A 17,650-nucleotide genomic window follows, 5' to 3' on the forward strand; every position below is an offset into this window, starting at 1 on the left:
GCGCGGAGGCGGTGGCCGCTGCCGGCGCGGACGAGGTCGACCTCATCGTCGCCGCCTGGCGGCGGGAGGCCCCCCAGCTCGACGTCGAGCCGCTGGAGGTCCTCTCGCGCGTGGCCCGGCTGGCCCGGCACCTGGACCGGTTGCGTCGCGGCGCCTTCAGCGCCCACGGGCTGGAGACGTGGGAGTTCGACGTGCTCGCCGCGCTGCGGCGGGCCGGCAGCCCCCACGAACTGTCCCCCGGGCAGCTGCTGGTCGAGACGCTGGTGACCAGCGGGACGATGACCAACCGCGTGGACCGGCTCGCCACCCGCGGGCTGGCCGAGCGGCGCCCCGACCCCGACGACCGGCGCGGGGTGCGGGTCCGGCTCACCCCCGCGGGGGCCGCCGTCGTCGACGCCGCGATGGCCGACCTCGTCCGGGCCGAGCACCGGATGCTGGACGTCCTGCCCCGCGAAGAGCGCCGAGCGCTCGCGACGCTGCTGCGTCGCGTCTCGGCGCCCTTCGAGCAGGGTTCCTGAGCCCCGGCGGACCGGGGTGGCCCGGGGGCGTCAGTACGCCCCGCGGCCCCGCAGCACGGCTCCGGCGGTCTTCCACAGGATCATGAAGTCGAACGTGAAGGACCAGTTCTCGACGTAGCGCACGTCGAGGCGGACCGACTCGTCCCAGTCGAGGTCGGAGCGGCCGTTGATCTGCCACAGCCCCGTCAGACCGGGCTTGACCAGCAGGCGGCGACGCATGTCGTAGCCGTACTCGTCGACCTCCTTCTGCAGCGGCGGGCGCGGCCCGACCAGCGACATCTCGCCGCGGAGGACGTTGATGAGCTGGGGCAGCTCGTCGATCGAGTAGCGGCGCAGGACGCGGCCGACGCGGGTGATGCGCGGGTCGACCTTCATCTTGAACAGCACGCCGTTGCCGTCGGTGGCGTCGCGCAGGTCGATGAGCAGCTTCTCCGCGTCGGTGACCATCGAGCGGAACTTGAACATCGGGAAGGTCTTGCCGTCCTTGCCGACGCGCTGCTGCTTGAAGAACACCGGGCCCCGGCTGTCGAACTTGATGACCAGGGCCAGCACGAGCAGCAGCGGGCTGAGCACGACGAGCGCGGTGCCGGCCGCGACGCGGTCGACGGTCGTCTTCGCCAGCCGTCGCACGCCGGTCAGCTCGGGTCGTTCGACGTGCAGCAGCGGCAGGCCGCAGACGGGCCGGATGGCCACGCGCGGGCCGATGACCTCGGTGAGCGCCGGGGCGACGAGCAGGTCGGCGCGGGTGGCCTCCAGCTCCCAGCCCAGCCGGCGCAGGCCGGGGCCGTCGAGCTCGGGCGAGGCGGTCACGAGGACCACGTCGGCGTCGACGCTGGTCACGGCGTGCCGGACCTCGTCGAAGCTGCCGATGATCGGGATGCCGAGCTCGTCCAGCTCCGCGTCCTCGGCGGCGCTGCCCCGCCCGCCGGGGACGCAGGCCCCGACGATCCGCATGCCGTGGTAGCTGGCGCGGTGCAGCTGGCGGGCCATGCCGGCGACGGCGGCGCGGTGGCCGACGGCCACGACGGTCTGGCCGGCCTCGCCGCGGGTGCGCTGGGCGTGCAGCTGCTGGCGCAGGGCGTAGCGGCCGATCAGGGTCAGCAGGGTGGCGATCGGGAACGCCACGACGACGTAGCCGCGGGCGATCTCGAGGTCGAAGGCCCAGGACGTCGTCCCGACGAGCGCCACGAAGGCCAGCGCGGCGGTCAGGACGCGGTGGAACTCCTCGGAGCCGACCCCCAGGAAGCGCGGCTCGTAGGTGCGCAGGGCGCCCATGGCCACGACCCACAGGACCGGCAGCAGGACCGCGCAGGCCACCACGGCGCGCCCGGAGGTCGTCTCCAGGTTGGCCGGGCTGGTGTTGAAGCGGGCGAAGAAGCCGACGAAGGCGGCAAAGGCGGCGGCGAGGGCGTCGACGGCGACGACCTTGAGGACGTAGGTGCGCTGCCACGCCGGTGTCCGCTCGGCGAAGCCGAGCGAGTTGCGCTGACGAGGGACGAGCAACCGCTCGCGCCGGACGGGATCGGCCACGCCGTCGGCGGGCGAGGTGCCGAGGAGCTTCTCCTCGATCTCCCCCCGTGACGTTCTGGCTCCGGGTACGTCGCTGATGCTCAAAGTCCCCCCTGGACTGGTACCTCGCGCCTGGTCACCAGGCACGGCACCCGCGGTCGACGCCCCCACGTAGGGACCACCGGTGCGTGGCTCAGCGTAGGGGACAGCCACCCGAACGACGCAAGACGTGACAGGTCGCTGCGGGATCCCCCCGCAGGAATGCACCGGTTGGGCTCACCCGTTCGACGCAATGGTCATGCCACACGACTGTCAGTGATCAAAACGGGGTGCGGGCCCTCACCGGCTCACTCCACCAGCTCGGAGACCTCCAGCCAGCTCTCCTCGATCCGCTCCCGCTCCCCCGTCAGGGCCCGCAGCTCGGCGTCCAGGGCCGTGACGGCCGCGAGGTCGGTGGCCTGGGCCGCGAGCTGGGCGTGCAGCTGCTCCTCGCGGCGGGCGAGCTTCTCCAGCTGCCGCTCCAGCCGGGCCATCTCCTTGCGCGCGGCGCGCGCCGCGGCCCCGTCCGCCGGGGTCGCGGCGCCCCGGCCCGCGGTCGCGGCGCTCCGGCCCGCGGCCACGGTGCGGGCGGCGCCCGCCGCCTTGAGGACGGCCCGGCGCTGGAGGTACTCCTCCACGCCGTTGGGCAGGTCGCGGACCGCCCCGTCACCCAGCAGCGCGACCTGCCGGTCGGTGATGCGCTCCAGCAGGTACCGGTCGTGGCTGACGACCACCAGCGTGCCCGGCCAGCCGTCCAGCAGGTCCTCCACCGCCGCGAGGGTGTCGGTGTCGAGGTCGTTGGTGGGCTCGTCCAGCAGCAGGACGTTCGGCTCGGCCATCAGCAGCCGCAGCAGCTGCAGGCGGCGGCGCTCACCGCCGGAGAGGTCGTCGACGCGGGTCCAGGCGCGCTGGGCGGTGAAGCCCAGGCGCTCCAGCAGCTGGCCCGCGGGGACGTCGCGGTCGCCGAGGCGGACGTGGCTGGCGACCTTGTCGACCGCCTCCAGCGCCCGCAGCTCGCCGACCTCCTCCAGCTCGAGGACCTCCTGGGTCAGCGTGGCGACCACCACGGTCGAGCCGCGCCGGACCCGCCCGGCGTCGGGGGCCTGCGTGCCGTTGACCAGCCGCAGCAGCGAGGACTTCCCCGCGCCGTTGACCCCGACGACCCCGACCCGGTCGCCCGGGCCCAGCCGCCAGGTCACCCGGTCCAGCAGGGTCTTGCCGCGGAAGGCGAGGGTGACGTCCTCGAGGTCGACGACGTCCTTGCCCAGGCGGGTCGTGGCCATCTTGGCCAGCTCGACGGTGTCGCGCAGCGGGGGGACGTCCTCGATGAGGGCGTTGGCGGCGTCGATGCGGAACCGCGGCTTGCTCGTGCGGGCCGGGGCGCCGCGGCGCAGCCAGGCCAGCTCCTTGCGCAGCAGGTTCTGCCGGCGCTCCTCGGTGACGGCCGCGACCCGCGAGCGCTCGGCGCGGGTGAGGACGTAGGCGGCGTACCCGCCCTCGTAGGGGTCCACGACCCCGTCGTGCACCTCCCAGACCCGCTCGCAGACCGCGTCGAGGAACCACCGGTCGTGGGTCACGACCAGCAGCGCTCCCGACCCGGCCGGCCAGCGGGTGCGCAGGTGCTCCGCCAGCCACGCCACGCCCTCGACGTCGAGGTGGTTGGTGGGCTCGTCGAGGACGACGAGGTCGTGGTCGCCGGCCAGCAGCGCCGCGAGGGCCACCCGGCGGCGCTGGCCGCCGGACAGCGTCGAGACGACCGCCTCCAGCCCGCCGACGTCGGAGGCCTCGAGGTCGCCGAGCAGGCCGGCGACGACGTCGCGCACGCGCGACTGCGAGGCCCACGCGTGGGCGGGCTGGTCGCCGAGGACGGCCTCACGGACGGTGGCCCCGGGCACGAGGGTGTCGGTCTGGGACAGCACCGCCACCCGCAGCCCCCCGGTGTGGGTGACGCGGCCGCCGTCGGCCTCCTGGGTGCGGGCGAGCAGGCGCAGCAGCGTGGACTTGCCGTCGCCGTTGCGGCCGACGACGCCGATGCGGTCCCCCTCGGAGACCCCCAGCGACACCCCGTCCAGCAGGGTGCGCGAGCCGTGGACGACGGTGAGTTGTTCGGCGCTGATGAGGTTGGCCATCAGGACCTCCCTCCGGGAGACGGGGTGGAGACGGCTTCGAGGACCCGGGCACCGGGGGCCGGTCCGGTGGCGGTGCGCAGCCGCTCGGCCCCGAACAGGGGTTCGAGGTCGAGGGCGAGGCGGCGGGCCGCGGCGGGCGAGCGGGCGAGCAGGGCGACGGTGGGCCCGGAGCCGGAGACGATCCCGGCCACGGCCCCGGCGCGGCGCCCGGCCGCGACGGTGCCGGCCAGGGCGGGGTCCAGCGCGCAGGCGGCGTCCTGCAGGTCGTTGGACAACGCCGCGCCGAGGGCGTCGACGTCCCCGCCGCGCAGGGCCGCCTCGACGGCCTCCAGGCGTCCCGGCGGCGCGTCGTGGCCGGTGGCCTCGCGCCGGCGGTCGCACTCGGCGAAGACGGCCGGGGTGGAGAGGCCGCCCTCGGCGAGGACGAACACCCACGCGGAGGAGGCGCCGGTCAGCACCGGGACGAGGTGCTCGCCGCGCCCGGTGCCGACCGCGGTGCGCCCGTGCAGGCCGAAGGGGACGTCGGAGCCCAGCTCGGCGCCCAGCTCGGCGAGGGCGTCCAGGCCCAGGCGCAGGCGCCACAGGGAGTCGCAGGCCACGAGGGCGGCGGCGGCGTCGGCGGAGCCGCCGGCCATCCCGCCGGCCACGGGGACCTCCTTGCGCACGTGCACGTGCACGGCCCGGTCCACCCCGGCGCGCTCGGCGAGCAGCCGGGCGGCGCGCAGGGCCAGGTTCGTCCCGTCCAGCGGGACGCCGCCGACGTCGGTGCCCCCGACCCCCTCGACGGTGATCCCGAACTCGTCGGCGGGGGTGACGGTCACCTCCTCGTGCAGCGAGACGGCCTGGAAGACGGTGACGAGGTCGTGGTAGCCGTCGTCGCGTCGGGGGCCCACCTGCAGCAGCAGGTTGACCTTCGCGGGGGCGCGCGCGGTGACCGAGGCGAGCTCGGGGGGCGCGGGGTCGGGACTGCCGGGCACGAGGGACGACCCTACGGCGTCCCGGCGGGCTCCCCCGCCGCTCGCGCGCCCCCCGGCCGGTGCGCGGCGATGCGGGCGAAGTCCGCCACGCCCAGCTGCTCCCCGCGCACCGAGGGGTCGACCCCGGCGGCGCGCAGCGCCTCCTCTGCGGCGGCCGGCGACCCGGCCCAGCCGGCCAGCGCCGCCCGCAGCGTCTTGCGGCGCTGGGCGAAGGCGGCGTCGACGAGGGCGAAGACCTCCTCGCGGCCGGCGGTGGTCTCCGGGGCGGGGCGGCGGGTGAAGGAGACCAGCCCGGAGTCCACGCGGGGCACGGGCCAGAAGACCGGCGGGGGCACCGACCCGGCGCGCTTGGCGGAGGCGTACCAGGCGGTCTTGACGCTGGGGACGCCGTAGGTGCGGCTGCCGGGGGGCGCGACGAGGCGGTCGGCGACCTCGGACTGCACCATGACCAGGCCCTGGCGCAGGCTGGGGAAGCGGGCCAGCATCGTCAGCAGCACGGGGACGGCGACGTTGTAGGGCAGGTTCGCGACCAGGGCCGTGGGCGGGGGGCCGGGCAGCTCGGCGAGCTGCACGGCGTCGGCGAGGACGACCTCGAAGGAGGTCCCGGGCCGGCCGCGGGCGGCGACGGTGGCGGGCAGCTCCGCGGCCAGCACCGGGTCGATCTCCACGGCGACGACCCGGTCGACGGCCTCCAGGAGGGCGAGGGTGAGCGAGCCCAGCCCGGGCCCGACCTCCACCACGACGTCCTCGGGGGTCAGGTCGGCGACCCGGACGATGCGCCGGACGGTGTTGGCGTCGACGACGAAGTTCTGGCCGAGGGTCTTCGTCGGACGGATGGAGAGCCTGTCGGCCAGGTCACGGACGTCCCTGGCCGACAGGAGGGAGCTCAGAGCTTCTTGCCGCACACGGGCCATTGTCCGGCACCGGCGCGCTGGTACAGCAGCTGGGCGCGGTGGGTCTGCTCGGCGGGGGAGGCCTGGCTGGGCAGGCCGCTGCCGCCGACGGCCCGCCAGGTCGAGACGCTGAACTGGTAGAGGCCGTGGTACTTGCCGCTGCTGGAGACGATGGAGGGGTTGCCGCCGGACTCGCAGGCGGCCAGCGCGCCCCAGTTCAGCCCGTCGGAGGTGGCGGGCGCGCCGCCGGAGGACGCGGCGGCCTTCGGGGCGGCGACGGGGACGGGCTTGGGCTTGGTGCCGACCTGGACGACCTCCTCGACCGGGGCCACGTCCACGACCTCCCCGGTCACGTCGTGCTGGCTGCGGACGCCGTCGCGGAAGACGTCGGCGTAGGTGACGGTCTTGGACCCGTCCACGCCCGCGGTGACCACCTTGCGCTCGCCCGCGAAGAGGGTGTCCGTCTCCTCGGTGCGGCTGCCGTGCGGGAGGGCGACGGTCTCGGTGCTGGGGGCGCGGTCGACGCGCACGACGGTGACGCCGAGGCCGGGGGTGACGCGGTCGGTGACGGGCACGGAGACCTCGTCGCCCTCGCGGACGGGAACGCCGGCCTCGGCGAGCAGGCCGGCGACGTCGGTGGCGGTGCTGGTGAGGGGGCGGGTCTGGCCGTCGGCGACGACGGTGACGTCCTTGGGGGTGGTGACGTCGAGGGCGAGGCCCTGACGGCCGAGGGGCTCGGCGCGGGAGGCGGACAGCTTGGCGCCGTCGGCGCGCACGTCGAGGTCGGACAGGGCCGCGTCGACGGTCTGCGCGGTGGTCCAGTGGGTCTTCGTCTCGCCGTCGACGGTGAGGGTCAGCTGCCGCCCGTAGCGGACGACGATGGTCTGCCCGTCGGAGAGCTCCGTGTCGGCGGCGGGGGCGACGAGGTCGTGCTCGCCGACGGTGATGCCCTGGTCCTCGAGCACGTCGGCCACGGTGCCGCCGAAGGCGCTGGCCTGGGTGCGGTGACCGTCGGCGTCGATCACCACGTCCTTGTCGAGGGCGGTGAAGGCGGCGGTCCCGCCGAGCACGGCGGCGAGGCAGGTGCCTCCCGCGGCGATGCGGACGGTGCGGGACGTCTTGCCGGCGGCGGTCAGGAGGCGGAACGGCACGAGGGATCCTTCGACGATGGGCCCGGGCACGAGATCCGGACGCGGGCCCGCTCGGAGGGACCCCCGTCCCCGCGCGAACCGTGTGGTCCGGCCACCTCGATCCGGCCGACAGGAGCGGACCGTAACCGCTCCGAGACCTCTTCGACAAGCCGCTGTGATCCCTGGAGCCCGCCCCCGGGGCCCGGGCCCGCCCCGTCCGGGCCGGACCCGTGCTGCTGGGCCGATCGGGTGGCCCCGGTCGTGACGAACCTCACCAGGGCCCGTAGACGCTCTCCGTCGTCGCGGTCAGGGTGGCGCAGAGCTCGTCGAGGTCCGCTCCCAGCGTCCGCGCCATCGCCCGGACCGTGAGCGGGACGAGGTAGCCGGCGTTGGGCCGGCCCCGGTGCGGGACGGGGGTCAGGTACGGGGCGTCGGTCTCGACCATGACCCGGTCCCGGGGGGCGGCGCGCAGCGCCTCCCGCAGCGGGTCGGCGTTCTTGAAGGTGACCGTCCCGGCGAAGGAGAGGTAGTACCCGGCGTCCCCGCAGACCCGGGCCATCGCCGCGTCGCCGGAGAAGCAGTGGAACACCGTCCGCTCCGGGGCGCCCTCCTCGGCCAGGACCCGCAGGACGTCCTCGTGGGCGTCGCGGTCGTGGATCTGCAGCGCCAGGCCCAGCTCCTTGGCGAGGCGGACGTGGTCGCGGAAGGCGTCCTCTTGCAGGGCCCACTGCTCCGGCGGGGTCCGGAAGTGGTCCAGCCCGGTCTCCCCCACCACCCGCACCCGCGGGTGCGCGGCCAGCGCCCGGATCTCGGCGAGCGCGGCCTCGTACTCCCCCGCCGCGACGAGGTCGGGGACCTCGTTGGGGTGCAGCGCGACCCCGCCCAGCAGCTGGGGGAAGCGGTCGAGGGCGGCGACCGTCCACCGCGCGGCGGGCAGGTCGCAGCCGATCTGGACGCTGCGCGGGACCCCGGCCGCCGCGGCGGCCGCCAGCAGCGCCTCCACGTCCTCGGGGGTCTCGGAGTCCAGGTGGGTGTGGTTGTCGACGACCGCGACGGCCAGCGGCTCCGGTGCGGGCGGGCGTTCGCCCCGGCTCACCGCTGCAACCGCCCCAGCTCCTCCTCGACGACGGCCGCGACGTCGAGCTTGGTGAAGACCGGCGTCGGCGCGGCGACGGGCGTCCCCGGCACGACCGGGTGCGAGGCCCACTCCGGCAGCGTCTCGCCCCGGCGGTAGTCGCCCGTGAGGACCGGGTAGGGCCGCCCGTCGTCGAGGTCGGTCACCTCGCGCAGCTCCGGCAGCGGCGACACCGTGCCCACGCCCCCGAAGGCCTGGTGGACCTTCTGCGCCGAGTGCGGCAGGAACGGCGAGAGCAGGGTGCGGCAGTCGGAGACGGCCTGGGCAGTGACGTGCAGGACCGACTTCATCCGCTCGGGGTCGGAGTTCTTGATCTTCCAGGGCTCCTGCTCGGTGAGGTACTTGTTCACCTCGCCGACGACGCGCATGGCCTCGCCGATCCCCGCCCGCTGCCGGTGGGCCTCGATGAACCCGCCGACGGTGGAGAACCCGCCCGACGTCGTGGCCAGCAGGTCGCGGTCGGCGTCGGTGAGCTCCCCCGCGGCCGGGATCTCGCCGACGTTCTTCGCGATGAGCGACGCGGTCCGGTTCACCAGGTTGCCCCAGCCCGCGACGAGCTCGGAGTTCGTCCGGGTGGCGAACTCCTGCCAGGTGAAGTCGCTGTCGTTGTTCTCCGGGCCGGCGGCGGAGATGAAGTAGCGCAACGCGTCCGGCTGGTAGCGGGCCAGGACGTCGCGCACGTAGATGACGACGCCGCGGCTGGAGGAGAACTGCTTGCCCTCCATGGTGAGGAACTCGCTGGCGACGACCTCGGTGGGCAGGTTGAGGTTCCCGAAGGGACCCGGCTGCCCGCCCGCGCTGCCGCGCCCGTCGTAGGCGAGCAGCTCGGCCGGCCAGATCTGGGAGTGGAAGGTGATGTTGTCCTTGCCCATGAAGTAGTACGACTCCGCGGCCGGGTCGGTCCACCACGCCTTCCACGCGTCGTCGTCGCCGGAGCGCCGGGCCCACTCCACCGAGGCGGACAGGTAGCCGATGACGGCGTCGAACCACACGTAGAGCCGCTTGGCGGGGTTGTCCTCCCAGCCCTCCAGCGGGACCGGGATGCCCCAGTCGATGTCGCGGGTCATGGCCCGCGGCTTCATGTCCGCGAGCAGGTTCTGGGAGAACTTCAGGACGTTGGGGCGCCAGCGGCCGGTGTCGGCGCGGGTCTGCAACCACGACCCGAGGGCCTCGGCCAGGGCGGGCAGGTCGAGGTAGAAGTGCTCGGTCTCGACGAACACGGGCGTCTCGCCGTTGATGCGGCTCCTGGGGTTCTTCAGCTCGATGGCGTCGAGCTGGTTGCCGCAGTTGTCGCACTGGTCCCCGCGCGCGCCGTCGTAGCCGCAGATCGGGCAGGTGCCCTCGACGTAGCGGTCGGGCAGGGTGCGGCCCGTCGACGGCGAGATCGCGCCCATGCCCTTCCGCGCGACCATGTACCCGTTGCGGTGGACGGTGCGGAACATCTCCTGCACCACCGCGTAGTGGTTGGCCGTCGTGGTGCGGGTGAAGAGGTCGTAGGACAGCCCCAGCCCGTGCAGGTCCTCGGCGATGACGCGGTTGTAGCGGTCGGCGAGCTGCTGCGGGGTCAGGCCCTCCTGCTCGGCCTGGACGAGGATCGGCGTGCCGTGCTCGTCGGTGCCCGACACCATGAGGACGTCGTGACCCGCCATCCGCATGTACCGGCTGAACACGTCGGAGGGGACGCCGAAGCCGGCGACGTGGCCGATGTGCCGGGGCCCGTTGGCGTAGGGCCAGGCCACCGCGGAGAGGACGTGGGTCATGGCAGGAGTCTAGGGCGGCGGGACGTCGCCGACGGGCGGGTGTCGGAGCCCCGCCGTACGGTCGCCCCGTGAGCGAGAACACGCAGAACCCCGACCCGACCACCAGCGCCGAGAAGGACCCCGAGGACTGGGTCACCGGCGACGAGCCCATGACCGGCCCGCAGCGCAGCTACCTGCAGACCCTGGCCCGCGAGGCCGGCCGCGACCTGCCCGAGGACCTCGACAAGGCCCGCGCCTCGGAGCTGATCGACGAGCTGCAGCAGGAGACCGGCCGCGGCAACTCCTGACCACGGACGACCACCGGCCGACCACGGGCCGGCCACGGGTCGGCCGGTGGCGCCGGCCGGTAGCGTCGGCGCCGTGGACAGCCGCCTGGTGAACCTCGTCGTCGACGCCGCCGACCCGGCGGGCCTGGCCCGCTGGTGGCGCGAGGCCCTGGGGTGGCGGGCGGGGTACGCCGACGACCACGAGAGCGACGTCGTGCCGCCCGAGGGCGAGCCCGGTCTCGACCTCGTGTTCGTCCCGGTGTGCGACCCCAAGCTCGTGCCGAACCGGATCCACCTGGACCTGGACTCCTCCTCCCCCGCCGAGCAGCGCGAGACCGTGGCGTTCCTGCTCGACCTCGGCGCCACCCGCGCCGACGTGGGGCAGGGCGAGGTGCCCTGGGTGGTCCTGGCCGACCCGGAGGGCAACGAGTTCTGCGTCCTGGACCCGCGCCCGGAGTACGAGGGGACGGGCGCGATCGCGGCCGTCGTCCACCAGGCGCGGGACCCGTGGGCCATGGCCGGCTTCTGGGGCCCCGTGTCCGGCTGGCGGACGGCGCGCTCGGGCGCGGGGGTGGTGGCGCTGCGGGACGGGTCCACGGGGCCGTTCCTGGAGTTCGTCGCGTCCTCCACCCCGCACACGGTGAAGAACCGCTGGCACCCGGACGTGCGCGCGACCCGTTCCGGCCGCGGCCGCGAGCGGGTGATCACCGAGGCGCTGGCGGCCGGGGCGCGCCCGGCCGACGTGGGTCAGGGCGCCGGGGTGCCCTGGACGGTCCTGGCCGACCCGGAGGGCAACGAGTTCTGCGTGCTCTCCGGGGCCGTCGACTAGGGCACCAGCAGCAGCTTGCCGGTGGTGCGGCGGCCCTCGAGGTCCTCGTGGGCCCGGCGCGCCGCGGTCAGCGGGTAGGTGCCCCCGACCCGCACGTCCAGGCGCCCGGCGGTGATCCAGCCGAACACCTCCTCGGTGCGGGCGAGCAGCTCGGCGCGGTCGCGGGTGTAGGACCTGAGCGTGGGCCGGGTGAGGAACAGCGACCCCTTCGCGTTCAGCCGCTGGACGTCGAAGGGCGGCACCTGCCCGCTGGACCCGCCGAAGACGACCATCAGCCCGCGCGGGCGCAGGGCGTCCAGGCCGGCGTCGAAGGTGTCCCTCCCGACGCCGTCGTAGACGACGTCCACCCCGAGACCGCCGGTGAGCTCCCGGGCCCGGGGGGTCGCCCCCGCGTAGCCCACGACGACGTCGTCGGCGCCGGCGGCGCGCGACAGCTCCGCCTTCGCCGGGGTGGAGACGGTGGTGAGGACGTTCGCCCCGCGCAGCTTGAGCACCTGGGTCAGCAGCAGCCCCACCCCGCCGGCCCCGGCGTGGACCAGCGCCCAGGTGCCCGCGGCGGCGGGGAAGGTGTCGGTGGCCAGGTAGTGCGCGGTCAGGCCCTGCAGCAGCACCGCGGCCGCCGTGGTGGCCCCCACCGCCTCGGGGACGGGCACGAGCTCGGCGGCGGGCACCAGGACCTGCTCGGCGTAGCTGCCCGGCGCCTCCTTCCAGGCGACGAGCTGCCCCGCCGCGAACCCCTCGACGCCCGGCCCGGGGCGGGCTACCCGGCCCGCGCCCTCGCTGCCCAGGACGGCCGGGAGGTCCAGCGGGTAGACCCCGCCGCGGCGGTAGGTGTCGATGAAGTTGACGCCGGCGGCCTCCACGTCGACGAGGACCTGCCCCGGCCCGGGCTCCGGCGCGGGGAGGTCGGTGACGGTGAGGACCTCGGGTCCTCCGGTCCGGTCGATCCGCACGGCGCGCACGGGACGAGCCTGCCAGAGGCGGGCCCGGCCCCCCGCGGTCGACCCGGCCCGCCGTCCCGGCGGGTCAGCCCCCGGAGCTCTCCCGGACCACCAGCCGCCCGCCCACGGTCAGCAGCCGTTCCGGGCCCTGGTGCCCGGCCAGGCGGTCCGCGAGCATCCCCAGGGCGAGGTCGGCCATCTCGGAGCGGTCCAGCGCGATGGAGGTGAGCGTGGGCGCGCTGTAGCGGGCCTGCTCGACGTCGTCGACGCCGACGACGGCGACGTCCTCGGGGACCCGGCGGCCCAGCTCGCGCAGCGCGTGCAGGGCGCCCACGGCGACGAGGTCGTTGGCGGCGAAGATCGCGTCGACGTCGGGGCGGGCGGCCAGCAGCGCCCGCGCCCCGTCGTAGCCGTGGCGCAGCTCCCACTCCGGCAGCGGCCACAGCAGCCCCGGGTCGAACTCCAGCCCGGCCCGCTGCAGGGCGTTGCGGTACCCCTCGATGCGCTGGGCCGCCACCGGCGGGCGCAGCTCCTCCGAGGACTTGTCCCCGAGGAAGGCGATCCTCCGCCGGCCCGTCTCCAGCAGGTGCTGCACCCCGAGGTCGCCCAGCGCGACGGAGTCGATGGTCACCCGGTCGTAGCCGGAGCCCTGCCCGTGCTCGCCGATGAGCACGGCCGGGGTGGAGTCGCGCCGCTGGGCCAGCTCCCCGCCGGGCATGGTCAGCGGCACGAACACCAGCCCGTCGACCAGGCGCACCGGGAAGCCGTTGGCGACCTCGCGCTCGCGCTCCAGGTCGCCGTCGGTCTGCTCGACCAGCAGCGTGATCCCGCGCGCGCGGGCGGCGGTCACCAGCGCGGAGGTCAGCTCGCCGTAGTAGGGGCTGGTCACGTTCGGCAGCGCCAGCGCCACCAGGCCGGTGCGGCCCTGGCGCAGCTGGCGGCCGATCCCGTTGGGGCGGTAGTCGAGGCGCTCGATGACGACCTTGACGCGCTCGCGCATCTCGGGCCGCACGTGGGGGTGGTCGTTGACGACGTTGGAGACGGTCTTGATGGACACGCCCGCCGCTTCCGCGACGTCCCGCAGCGTCGTGGGCCGCGTGGTGGGGCGCAGCCCTGGTCGGCGGGTCGTCTCGGGAGGCACCGGGGCATTGTGCCACCGGGCACCTTGACGACGCCCCGGCTTTCGCGTTGACTGACTTCCAACGTTGCAATCGCACCGAAGCCCTCACACCGCCGTGACGCCAACCAGGAGACCACCCGTGCGCACCGCTCGTCTCGCCCTCGACCCCGCTTTCACCGTGGGGCCGGTCCCCCGCCGGCTGTTCGGCTCGTTCGTCGAGCACATGGGCCGCTGCGTCTACACCGGCATCTTCGAACCCGACCACCCGAGCGCGGACGAGGACGGCCTGCGCACCGACGTGCTCGAGCTCACCAAGGAGATCGGGCCCACCGTCGTCCGCTACCCCGGCGGGAACTTCGTGTCCGGTTTCGAGTGGGAGGACTCCGTCGGCCCGCGCGAGGACCGCCCCCGCCGCATCGACCGCGCCTGGCGCTCGGTGGAGACCAACCAGTTCGGCCTCGCCGAGTTCGACGCCTGGGCCCGCAAGGTCGGCACCGAGACCATGATGGCCGTCAACCTCGGCACCCGCGGGCTGCAGGAGGCCTGCGACCTGCTCGAGTACACCAACCTGGACTCCGGCACGAAGTTCTCCGACCTGCGCAAGGCGCACGGCTCCAAGGACCCGTTCGACATCAAGCTGTGGTGCCTGGGCAACGAGCTCGACGGCCCCTGGCAGACCGGGCACAAGACGGCCGTGGAGTACGGCCGCCTCGCCGCCGAGACCGGCATGGCGATGCGCTCGATCGACCCGAGCATCGAACTCGTCGCGGTGGGTTCCTCCAGCCGCTCGATGCCGACGTTCGGCGAGTGGGAGTCCACCGTCCTCGACCTCGCCTACCACGCGGTGGACTACGTCTCCTGCCACGCGTACTACGAGGAGAAGGAGGGCGACGTCGGGAACTTCCTGGCCTCCGCCGTCGACATGGACCTGTTCATCGAGCAGGTCGTCGCGACCGCGGACGCGGTGCGCGCCAAGGGCAAGCACTCCAAGAAGATCAACCTGAGCTTCGACGAGTGGAACGTCTGGTACCAGAGCAAGCCGCACCACGCTGAGGGCGTGCAGCCGTGGGACGTCGCCCCGCGCGTCATCGAGGACGAGTACTCCATCACCGACGCCGTCGTCGTCGGGACCCTGCTGAACTCGCTGCTGCGCCACAGCGACCGCGTGACGATCGGGGCGCAGGCCCAGCTCGTCAACGTCATCGGCCTGCTGCGCAGCGAACCGGGCGGCGACGCCTGGAAGCAGACCATCGCCCACCCCTTCGAGCAGGTCCGTCGCCTGGCGAGCGGGAACGTCCTGCAGGTCGTCGCCCAGTCCGACAAGTACGAGAGCTCGAACTTCGGGGGCGTCGACGTCGTCGACGCGTCGGCCACCTGGGACGAGGAGACCCTCACCCTGTTCCTGGCCAACCGCGACCTGACGGAACCGGCGTCCGTGGACGTCGCGCTGCGCGGTTTCGGCGTGGACCGCGTCAGCAGCGCGAAGGTGCTCGCCGCCACCGAGGGCCAGGACCGGCACACGACGAACGCGACGGGCGACCACCAGCAGGTCGGGCTGCGCCCGCTCGAGGACGTCAGCGTCACCGACGGCACCGCGACCGTCGTGCTGCCCCCGCTGTCCTGGGCGGTCGTCCAACTGCGCAAGGGCTGATCACCCCAGCTCGGCCAGCCTCCGGCGCAGCAGTTCGGGGAGTTCGATCGACTCCCCGTCCCGCGCGCCGCGGCCGACCTGCCAGGGCGGTTCCGCGGGGTCCGGCGAGACCCCGCGGAACCGCCCGGCCAGGCTGGGCGCCACGTCCAGGACGTAGTACTCCCCCGCCGGGCCCACCCCGAGGGAGCCGTCGGCCCGCAGGTACCAGCCAACCCGGTCGGTGCGGTAGCGCGCCGAGCCCGCCCGCGCCCTCAGCGGGCCGGGCGCGACCCCGCGCCGCAGGAGTTCCGCCGCGAACGCCGCCAGCGCCGCCCGCGCGCGGGCGGTCTCGGCCGCCCGGGCCCGGGCCCACCACTCGTCGCTCACGGGCCCATCCTGCGCGGGGCGCCGGGCCCCCGCTACAGCAGCAGGTCCCCCGCCCCCGCGACCGGGCGCCACAGCGGCACCCCGTCCCCGGGCGCCGCCGCCGGGACCAGTCCCGGCATCCGGTCCGCGGCCACGAGGGGGCCGAAGTCCAGGGCGGTGAGGTCGGCGACGTCGGCGACCGGGACCTGGAAGGTGCGGAACCCCCCGAGGACGGGGACCTCGCGCGCCCGGGCGGACCCGACGATCTCCTCCACCAGCGGGGTCTGGTCCAGGACGAACCCCGCGGTGGCGAGCACCGACACCTCCCCGCTGGGGTCGAGGTCGACCGGCTGCGGGAGCAGGTAGGCGGCGATCTTGTAGAACCGGCGCGGGATCCGCACCCCGCGGTACTCCGGGTCGTCGTCGGCGAAGACCGGCCCGGTCACGACGACGAGGCGCTGGTCCCACTGCCGCGCGTAGGCCAGGACGTGGTCCTCCAGCCCCAGCCACAGGTCCAGGGACTGGTTGAAGCGGGCGGCCTGCGGGGCGGCGTTGGTGTACGAGAACGTGTCCGCGTTCGCCTCCCGGGCCTGCTGCCCCCAGACCGGGTCGCGCCGGCGGACGAGGTGCCCGCGGTCGAAGTCGTTGCGGGCGTACAGCTCGGCGCCGGCCTGCTCGTCGGGGGCGAGCCGCGGGTCGAGGAACCAGTCGTCCCCGCCGCGGTCGACGTCGACGAGGCTCGCCCCGTCCACGGCCACGACGGTCGCGGCCGCGAGCCGGCGGTCCGGGCGCTGCACCACGGAGAAGTGGGTGTAGGGCAGGACCACCACCTCGGTGCCGTCGACGGGCTCGGGCAGCGGGATCCAGGGGCCGGGGGCCAGGAACCGCGGGTCGTAGCCGGTGCGCCCGGTGAGTCCGGCTCCGTCCGCCCGGTGGACCTCGGGGGCGGGGGCCAGTTCCGTCTCGTCCATCTCCCGAGACTGCACCCGGGCACCGACACCGGGCCCGCGGACCGGTGACGGGAGGGTGTCGGCTCAGCGCACGCTGGGCGAACGGGTCCGGGGTCCGCGGTCCGTGGTCCGGGAGGCTCAAGGAACCGGTGCCCCGTGACGAGGACACCTCATCGGACGGGCACGGCGCCCCCGACGCGGAAGGGTGGAGCGCGTGCGTGTGAGTCGGGCCCTGGTGCTGCTCCCCGTCCCGTCCGCGGACCTGCCCGGGCTCGAGCCGTGCCTGGAGCACCTGGTGGCCGCGGCCGACGAGGCCTCCGCCGCGGGGATCCCGACCTCGCTCGTGCTCGCCACCTCCGCGGACCCCGCGGACCTGGCCGCCCTCCTCGCCGAGTGGACCCCGCTGGTCGCCCTGCTGGAGGACGTGGACCTGACCGTGGACCTCCACCCGGCCACCGCCGCCTCGCGCGAGGAGCTGCGCGAGCGCGGCGCCCGGGCGCTGACGGCGCTGGCCGACCCCGGCGGCACCGTCGTCCTCACGACGACGTGCGACGTGGGGGTGGGACCGGGCTGGATCGCCGAGCACGTGCGCCACCACCGGGCGGGGGCCGCGGCCAGCACCGGCCCGGTCCGCGGCACCGGGGACGTGCACGAGACGACCGCCAACCTGGCCGTGCGGGCCGACCTGCTGCCCGCCGGCGCGTTCTCGCCCGGCGGGCCGCAGCTCCCCGGCGCCGGGCGCCGGTTCGTCCACGCGCTGACCCCCGTCGTGGCGACCTTCCGGGTCATGCTCCCGGCGTCTCCCTGAGGTCCTCGGCGAGGATCGCGAGCAGTTCCCGCCGCGCCTTCTCCAGCACGTCGCCGGCCCGGTCCAGGTCGCCGGGGCGACCCGACACCACGATCTGCTGGTAGGTCATGGCGATCGAGGCGATCTGCTTGCGCAGCTGGTGCGAGCGCTCGCGGTGGTCGCCGCCGCCGCCGCCGAGGTCCTCCCACGGCGGCGGGGTCCGGGAGTATTCCGCCTCGACGTGGCGGCGCCCCTCCTCGGTCAGGGTGAACTGCTTGGGGTCCGCGGGGTCGGCGGTGACCAGCCCCTCGTCCTGGAGCTGCTGCAGGGTGGGGTAGACCGAGCCGGGGCTCGGCTTCCACTCCCCGTCGCTGCGGCGGGTGACCTCGCCGATGATGCGGTACCCGTTGCTGGGCCCCTCGGCCAGCAAAACCAGCACGGCCGCCCGCACGTCGCCGCGCGGGCGCCGGCCCCCGCCGCGGCCGAACCCCCGGGGCCCGCGGCCCTCGAAGAAGCCCGGCACGTCGAACCCCGGGAAGCCCGGGAACCCGGGGAACCCCGGGCCGCCGGGACCACCGCCGGGGCGGTGACCCCGCTCGTGGCCGCGTCCGTGCTCCCCGTGACCGCCCCACGGGCCGTCGAACCTGATGCCCCTCATGACGCACCTCCGT

Annotated in this window: 17 protein-coding genes; 5 read left to right on the plus strand and 12 right to left on the minus strand. The window is 75.0% G+C overall.

Annotated elements, in window-relative coordinates; translation table 11 throughout:
• The first annotated feature begins 11 nt into the window (after window positions 1–11).
• Window positions 12–518: a MarR family winged helix-turn-helix transcriptional regulator gene (locus KRAD_RS05870; RefSeq protein ID WP_041292752.1), complete on the plus strand. Its 507-nt coding sequence runs from the start codon at window positions 12–14 to the stop codon at window positions 516–518.
• 30 nt (window positions 519–548) lie between these two features.
• On the opposite strand, the gene KRAD_RS05875 is transcribed toward KRAD_RS05870, so the two are convergent.
• From KRAD_RS05875 to metG, 7 genes are all read right to left on the minus strand, one after another.
• Window positions 549–2,048, minus strand: coding sequence for a sugar transferase (locus KRAD_RS05875; RefSeq protein WP_012084612.1), 1,500 nt, complete (start codon window positions 2,046–2,048; stop codon window positions 549–551).
• Window positions 2,049–2,374: 326 nt separating this feature from the next.
• Window positions 2,375–4,195, minus strand: a complete 1,821-nt coding sequence (locus tag KRAD_RS05880) for an ABC-F family ATP-binding cassette domain-containing protein (RefSeq protein WP_012084613.1) — start codon at window positions 4,193–4,195, stop codon at window positions 2,375–2,377.
• Complete coding sequence (locus tag KRAD_RS05885) at window positions 4,195–5,172, minus strand: 4-(cytidine 5'-diphospho)-2-C-methyl-D-erythritol kinase (RefSeq protein WP_012084614.1); 978 nt, start codon at window positions 5,170–5,172, stop codon at window positions 4,195–4,197. Before KRAD_RS05885 ends, KRAD_RS05880 begins: the two co-directional genes overlap by 1 nt.
• An 11-nt stretch (window positions 5,173–5,183) precedes the next feature.
• A complete protein-coding gene (rsmA, locus tag KRAD_RS05890) occupies window positions 5,184–6,086 on the minus strand; it encodes a 16S rRNA (adenine(1518)-N(6)/adenine(1519)-N(6))-dimethyltransferase RsmA (protein ID WP_012084615.1) in 903 nt (300 codons plus the stop codon).
• Window positions 6,059–7,216, minus strand: coding sequence for a resuscitation-promoting factor (locus tag KRAD_RS05895; protein WP_012084616.1), 1,158 nt, complete (start codon window positions 7,214–7,216; stop codon window positions 6,059–6,061). The genes rsmA and KRAD_RS05895 overlap by 28 nt, the downstream gene beginning before the upstream one ends.
• Before the next feature lie 250 nt (window positions 7,217–7,466).
• Window positions 7,467–8,291 (minus strand): TatD family hydrolase, encoded by an 825-nt coding sequence (locus KRAD_RS05900; RefSeq protein WP_012084617.1) that lies wholly within the window; start codon window positions 8,289–8,291, stop codon window positions 7,467–7,469.
• Window positions 8,288–10,090, minus strand: coding sequence for a methionine--tRNA ligase (metG, locus tag KRAD_RS05905; RefSeq protein ID WP_012084618.1), 1,803 nt, complete (start codon window positions 10,088–10,090; stop codon window positions 8,288–8,290). The genes KRAD_RS05900 and metG overlap by 4 nt, the downstream gene beginning before the upstream one ends.
• A gap of 68 nt (window positions 10,091–10,158) precedes the next feature.
• Between metG and KRAD_RS05910 the strand changes: the two genes are divergently transcribed.
• Entirely contained in the window at window positions 10,159–10,377 is a 219-nt protein-coding gene (locus KRAD_RS05910; RefSeq protein ID WP_012084619.1) for a DUF3072 domain-containing protein, read from the plus strand.
• 73 nt (window positions 10,378–10,450) lie between these two features.
• A complete protein-coding gene (locus KRAD_RS05915; RefSeq protein ID WP_041292754.1) occupies window positions 10,451–11,185 on the plus strand; it encodes a VOC family protein in 735 nt (244 codons plus the stop codon).
• Here the strand turns inward: KRAD_RS05915 and KRAD_RS05920 are convergent.
• Window positions 11,182–12,147, minus strand: coding sequence for a quinone oxidoreductase family protein (locus KRAD_RS05920; RefSeq protein WP_012084621.1), 966 nt, complete (start codon window positions 12,145–12,147; stop codon window positions 11,182–11,184). The genes KRAD_RS05915 and KRAD_RS05920 overlap by 4 nt on opposite strands.
• Before the next feature lie 64 nt (window positions 12,148–12,211).
• Window positions 12,212–13,267: a LacI family DNA-binding transcriptional regulator gene (locus KRAD_RS05925; protein WP_012084622.1), complete on the minus strand. Its 1,056-nt coding sequence runs from the start codon at window positions 13,265–13,267 to the stop codon at window positions 12,212–12,214.
• 118 nt (window positions 13,268–13,385) lie between these two features.
• Between KRAD_RS05925 and arfA the strand changes: the two genes are divergently transcribed.
• On the plus strand, window positions 13,386–14,897 hold the full coding sequence (arfA, locus tag KRAD_RS05930; protein WP_012084623.1) for an arabinosylfuranosidase ArfA: 1,512 nt from the start codon (window positions 13,386–13,388) through the stop codon (window positions 14,895–14,897).
• On the opposite strand, the gene KRAD_RS05935 is transcribed toward arfA, so the two are convergent.
• Both KRAD_RS05935 and KRAD_RS05940 read right to left on the minus strand, forming a co-directional pair.
• Window positions 14,898–15,263 (minus strand): hypothetical protein, encoded by a 366-nt coding sequence (locus KRAD_RS05935; RefSeq protein ID WP_012084624.1) that lies wholly within the window; start codon window positions 15,261–15,263, stop codon window positions 14,898–14,900.
• Window positions 15,264–15,295: 32 nt separating this feature from the next.
• Window positions 15,296–16,213: a DNA/RNA non-specific endonuclease gene (locus tag KRAD_RS05940; protein WP_012084625.1), complete on the minus strand. Its 918-nt coding sequence runs from the start codon at window positions 16,211–16,213 to the stop codon at window positions 15,296–15,298.
• A 193-nt stretch (window positions 16,214–16,406) separates the two neighbouring features.
• Here KRAD_RS05940 and KRAD_RS05945 point away from each other — a divergent pair, with 193 nt between their 5' ends.
• Complete coding sequence (locus KRAD_RS05945; RefSeq protein ID WP_012084626.1) at window positions 16,407–17,000, plus strand: hypothetical protein; 594 nt, start codon at window positions 16,407–16,409, stop codon at window positions 16,998–17,000.
• Here KRAD_RS05945 and KRAD_RS05950 read toward each other — a convergent pair.
• Window positions 16,978–17,637: a PadR family transcriptional regulator gene (locus KRAD_RS05950; protein WP_012084627.1), complete on the minus strand. Its 660-nt coding sequence runs from the start codon at window positions 17,635–17,637 to the stop codon at window positions 16,978–16,980. The genes KRAD_RS05945 and KRAD_RS05950 overlap by 23 nt on opposite strands.
• Between the last annotated feature and the right edge of the window lie 13 nt (window positions 17,638–17,650).

It is taken from the genome of Kineococcus radiotolerans SRS30216 = ATCC BAA-149 (assembly GCF_000017305.1).
Taxonomy (GTDB): Bacteria; Actinomycetota; Actinomycetes; order Actinomycetales; family Kineococcaceae; genus Kineococcus; species Kineococcus radiotolerans.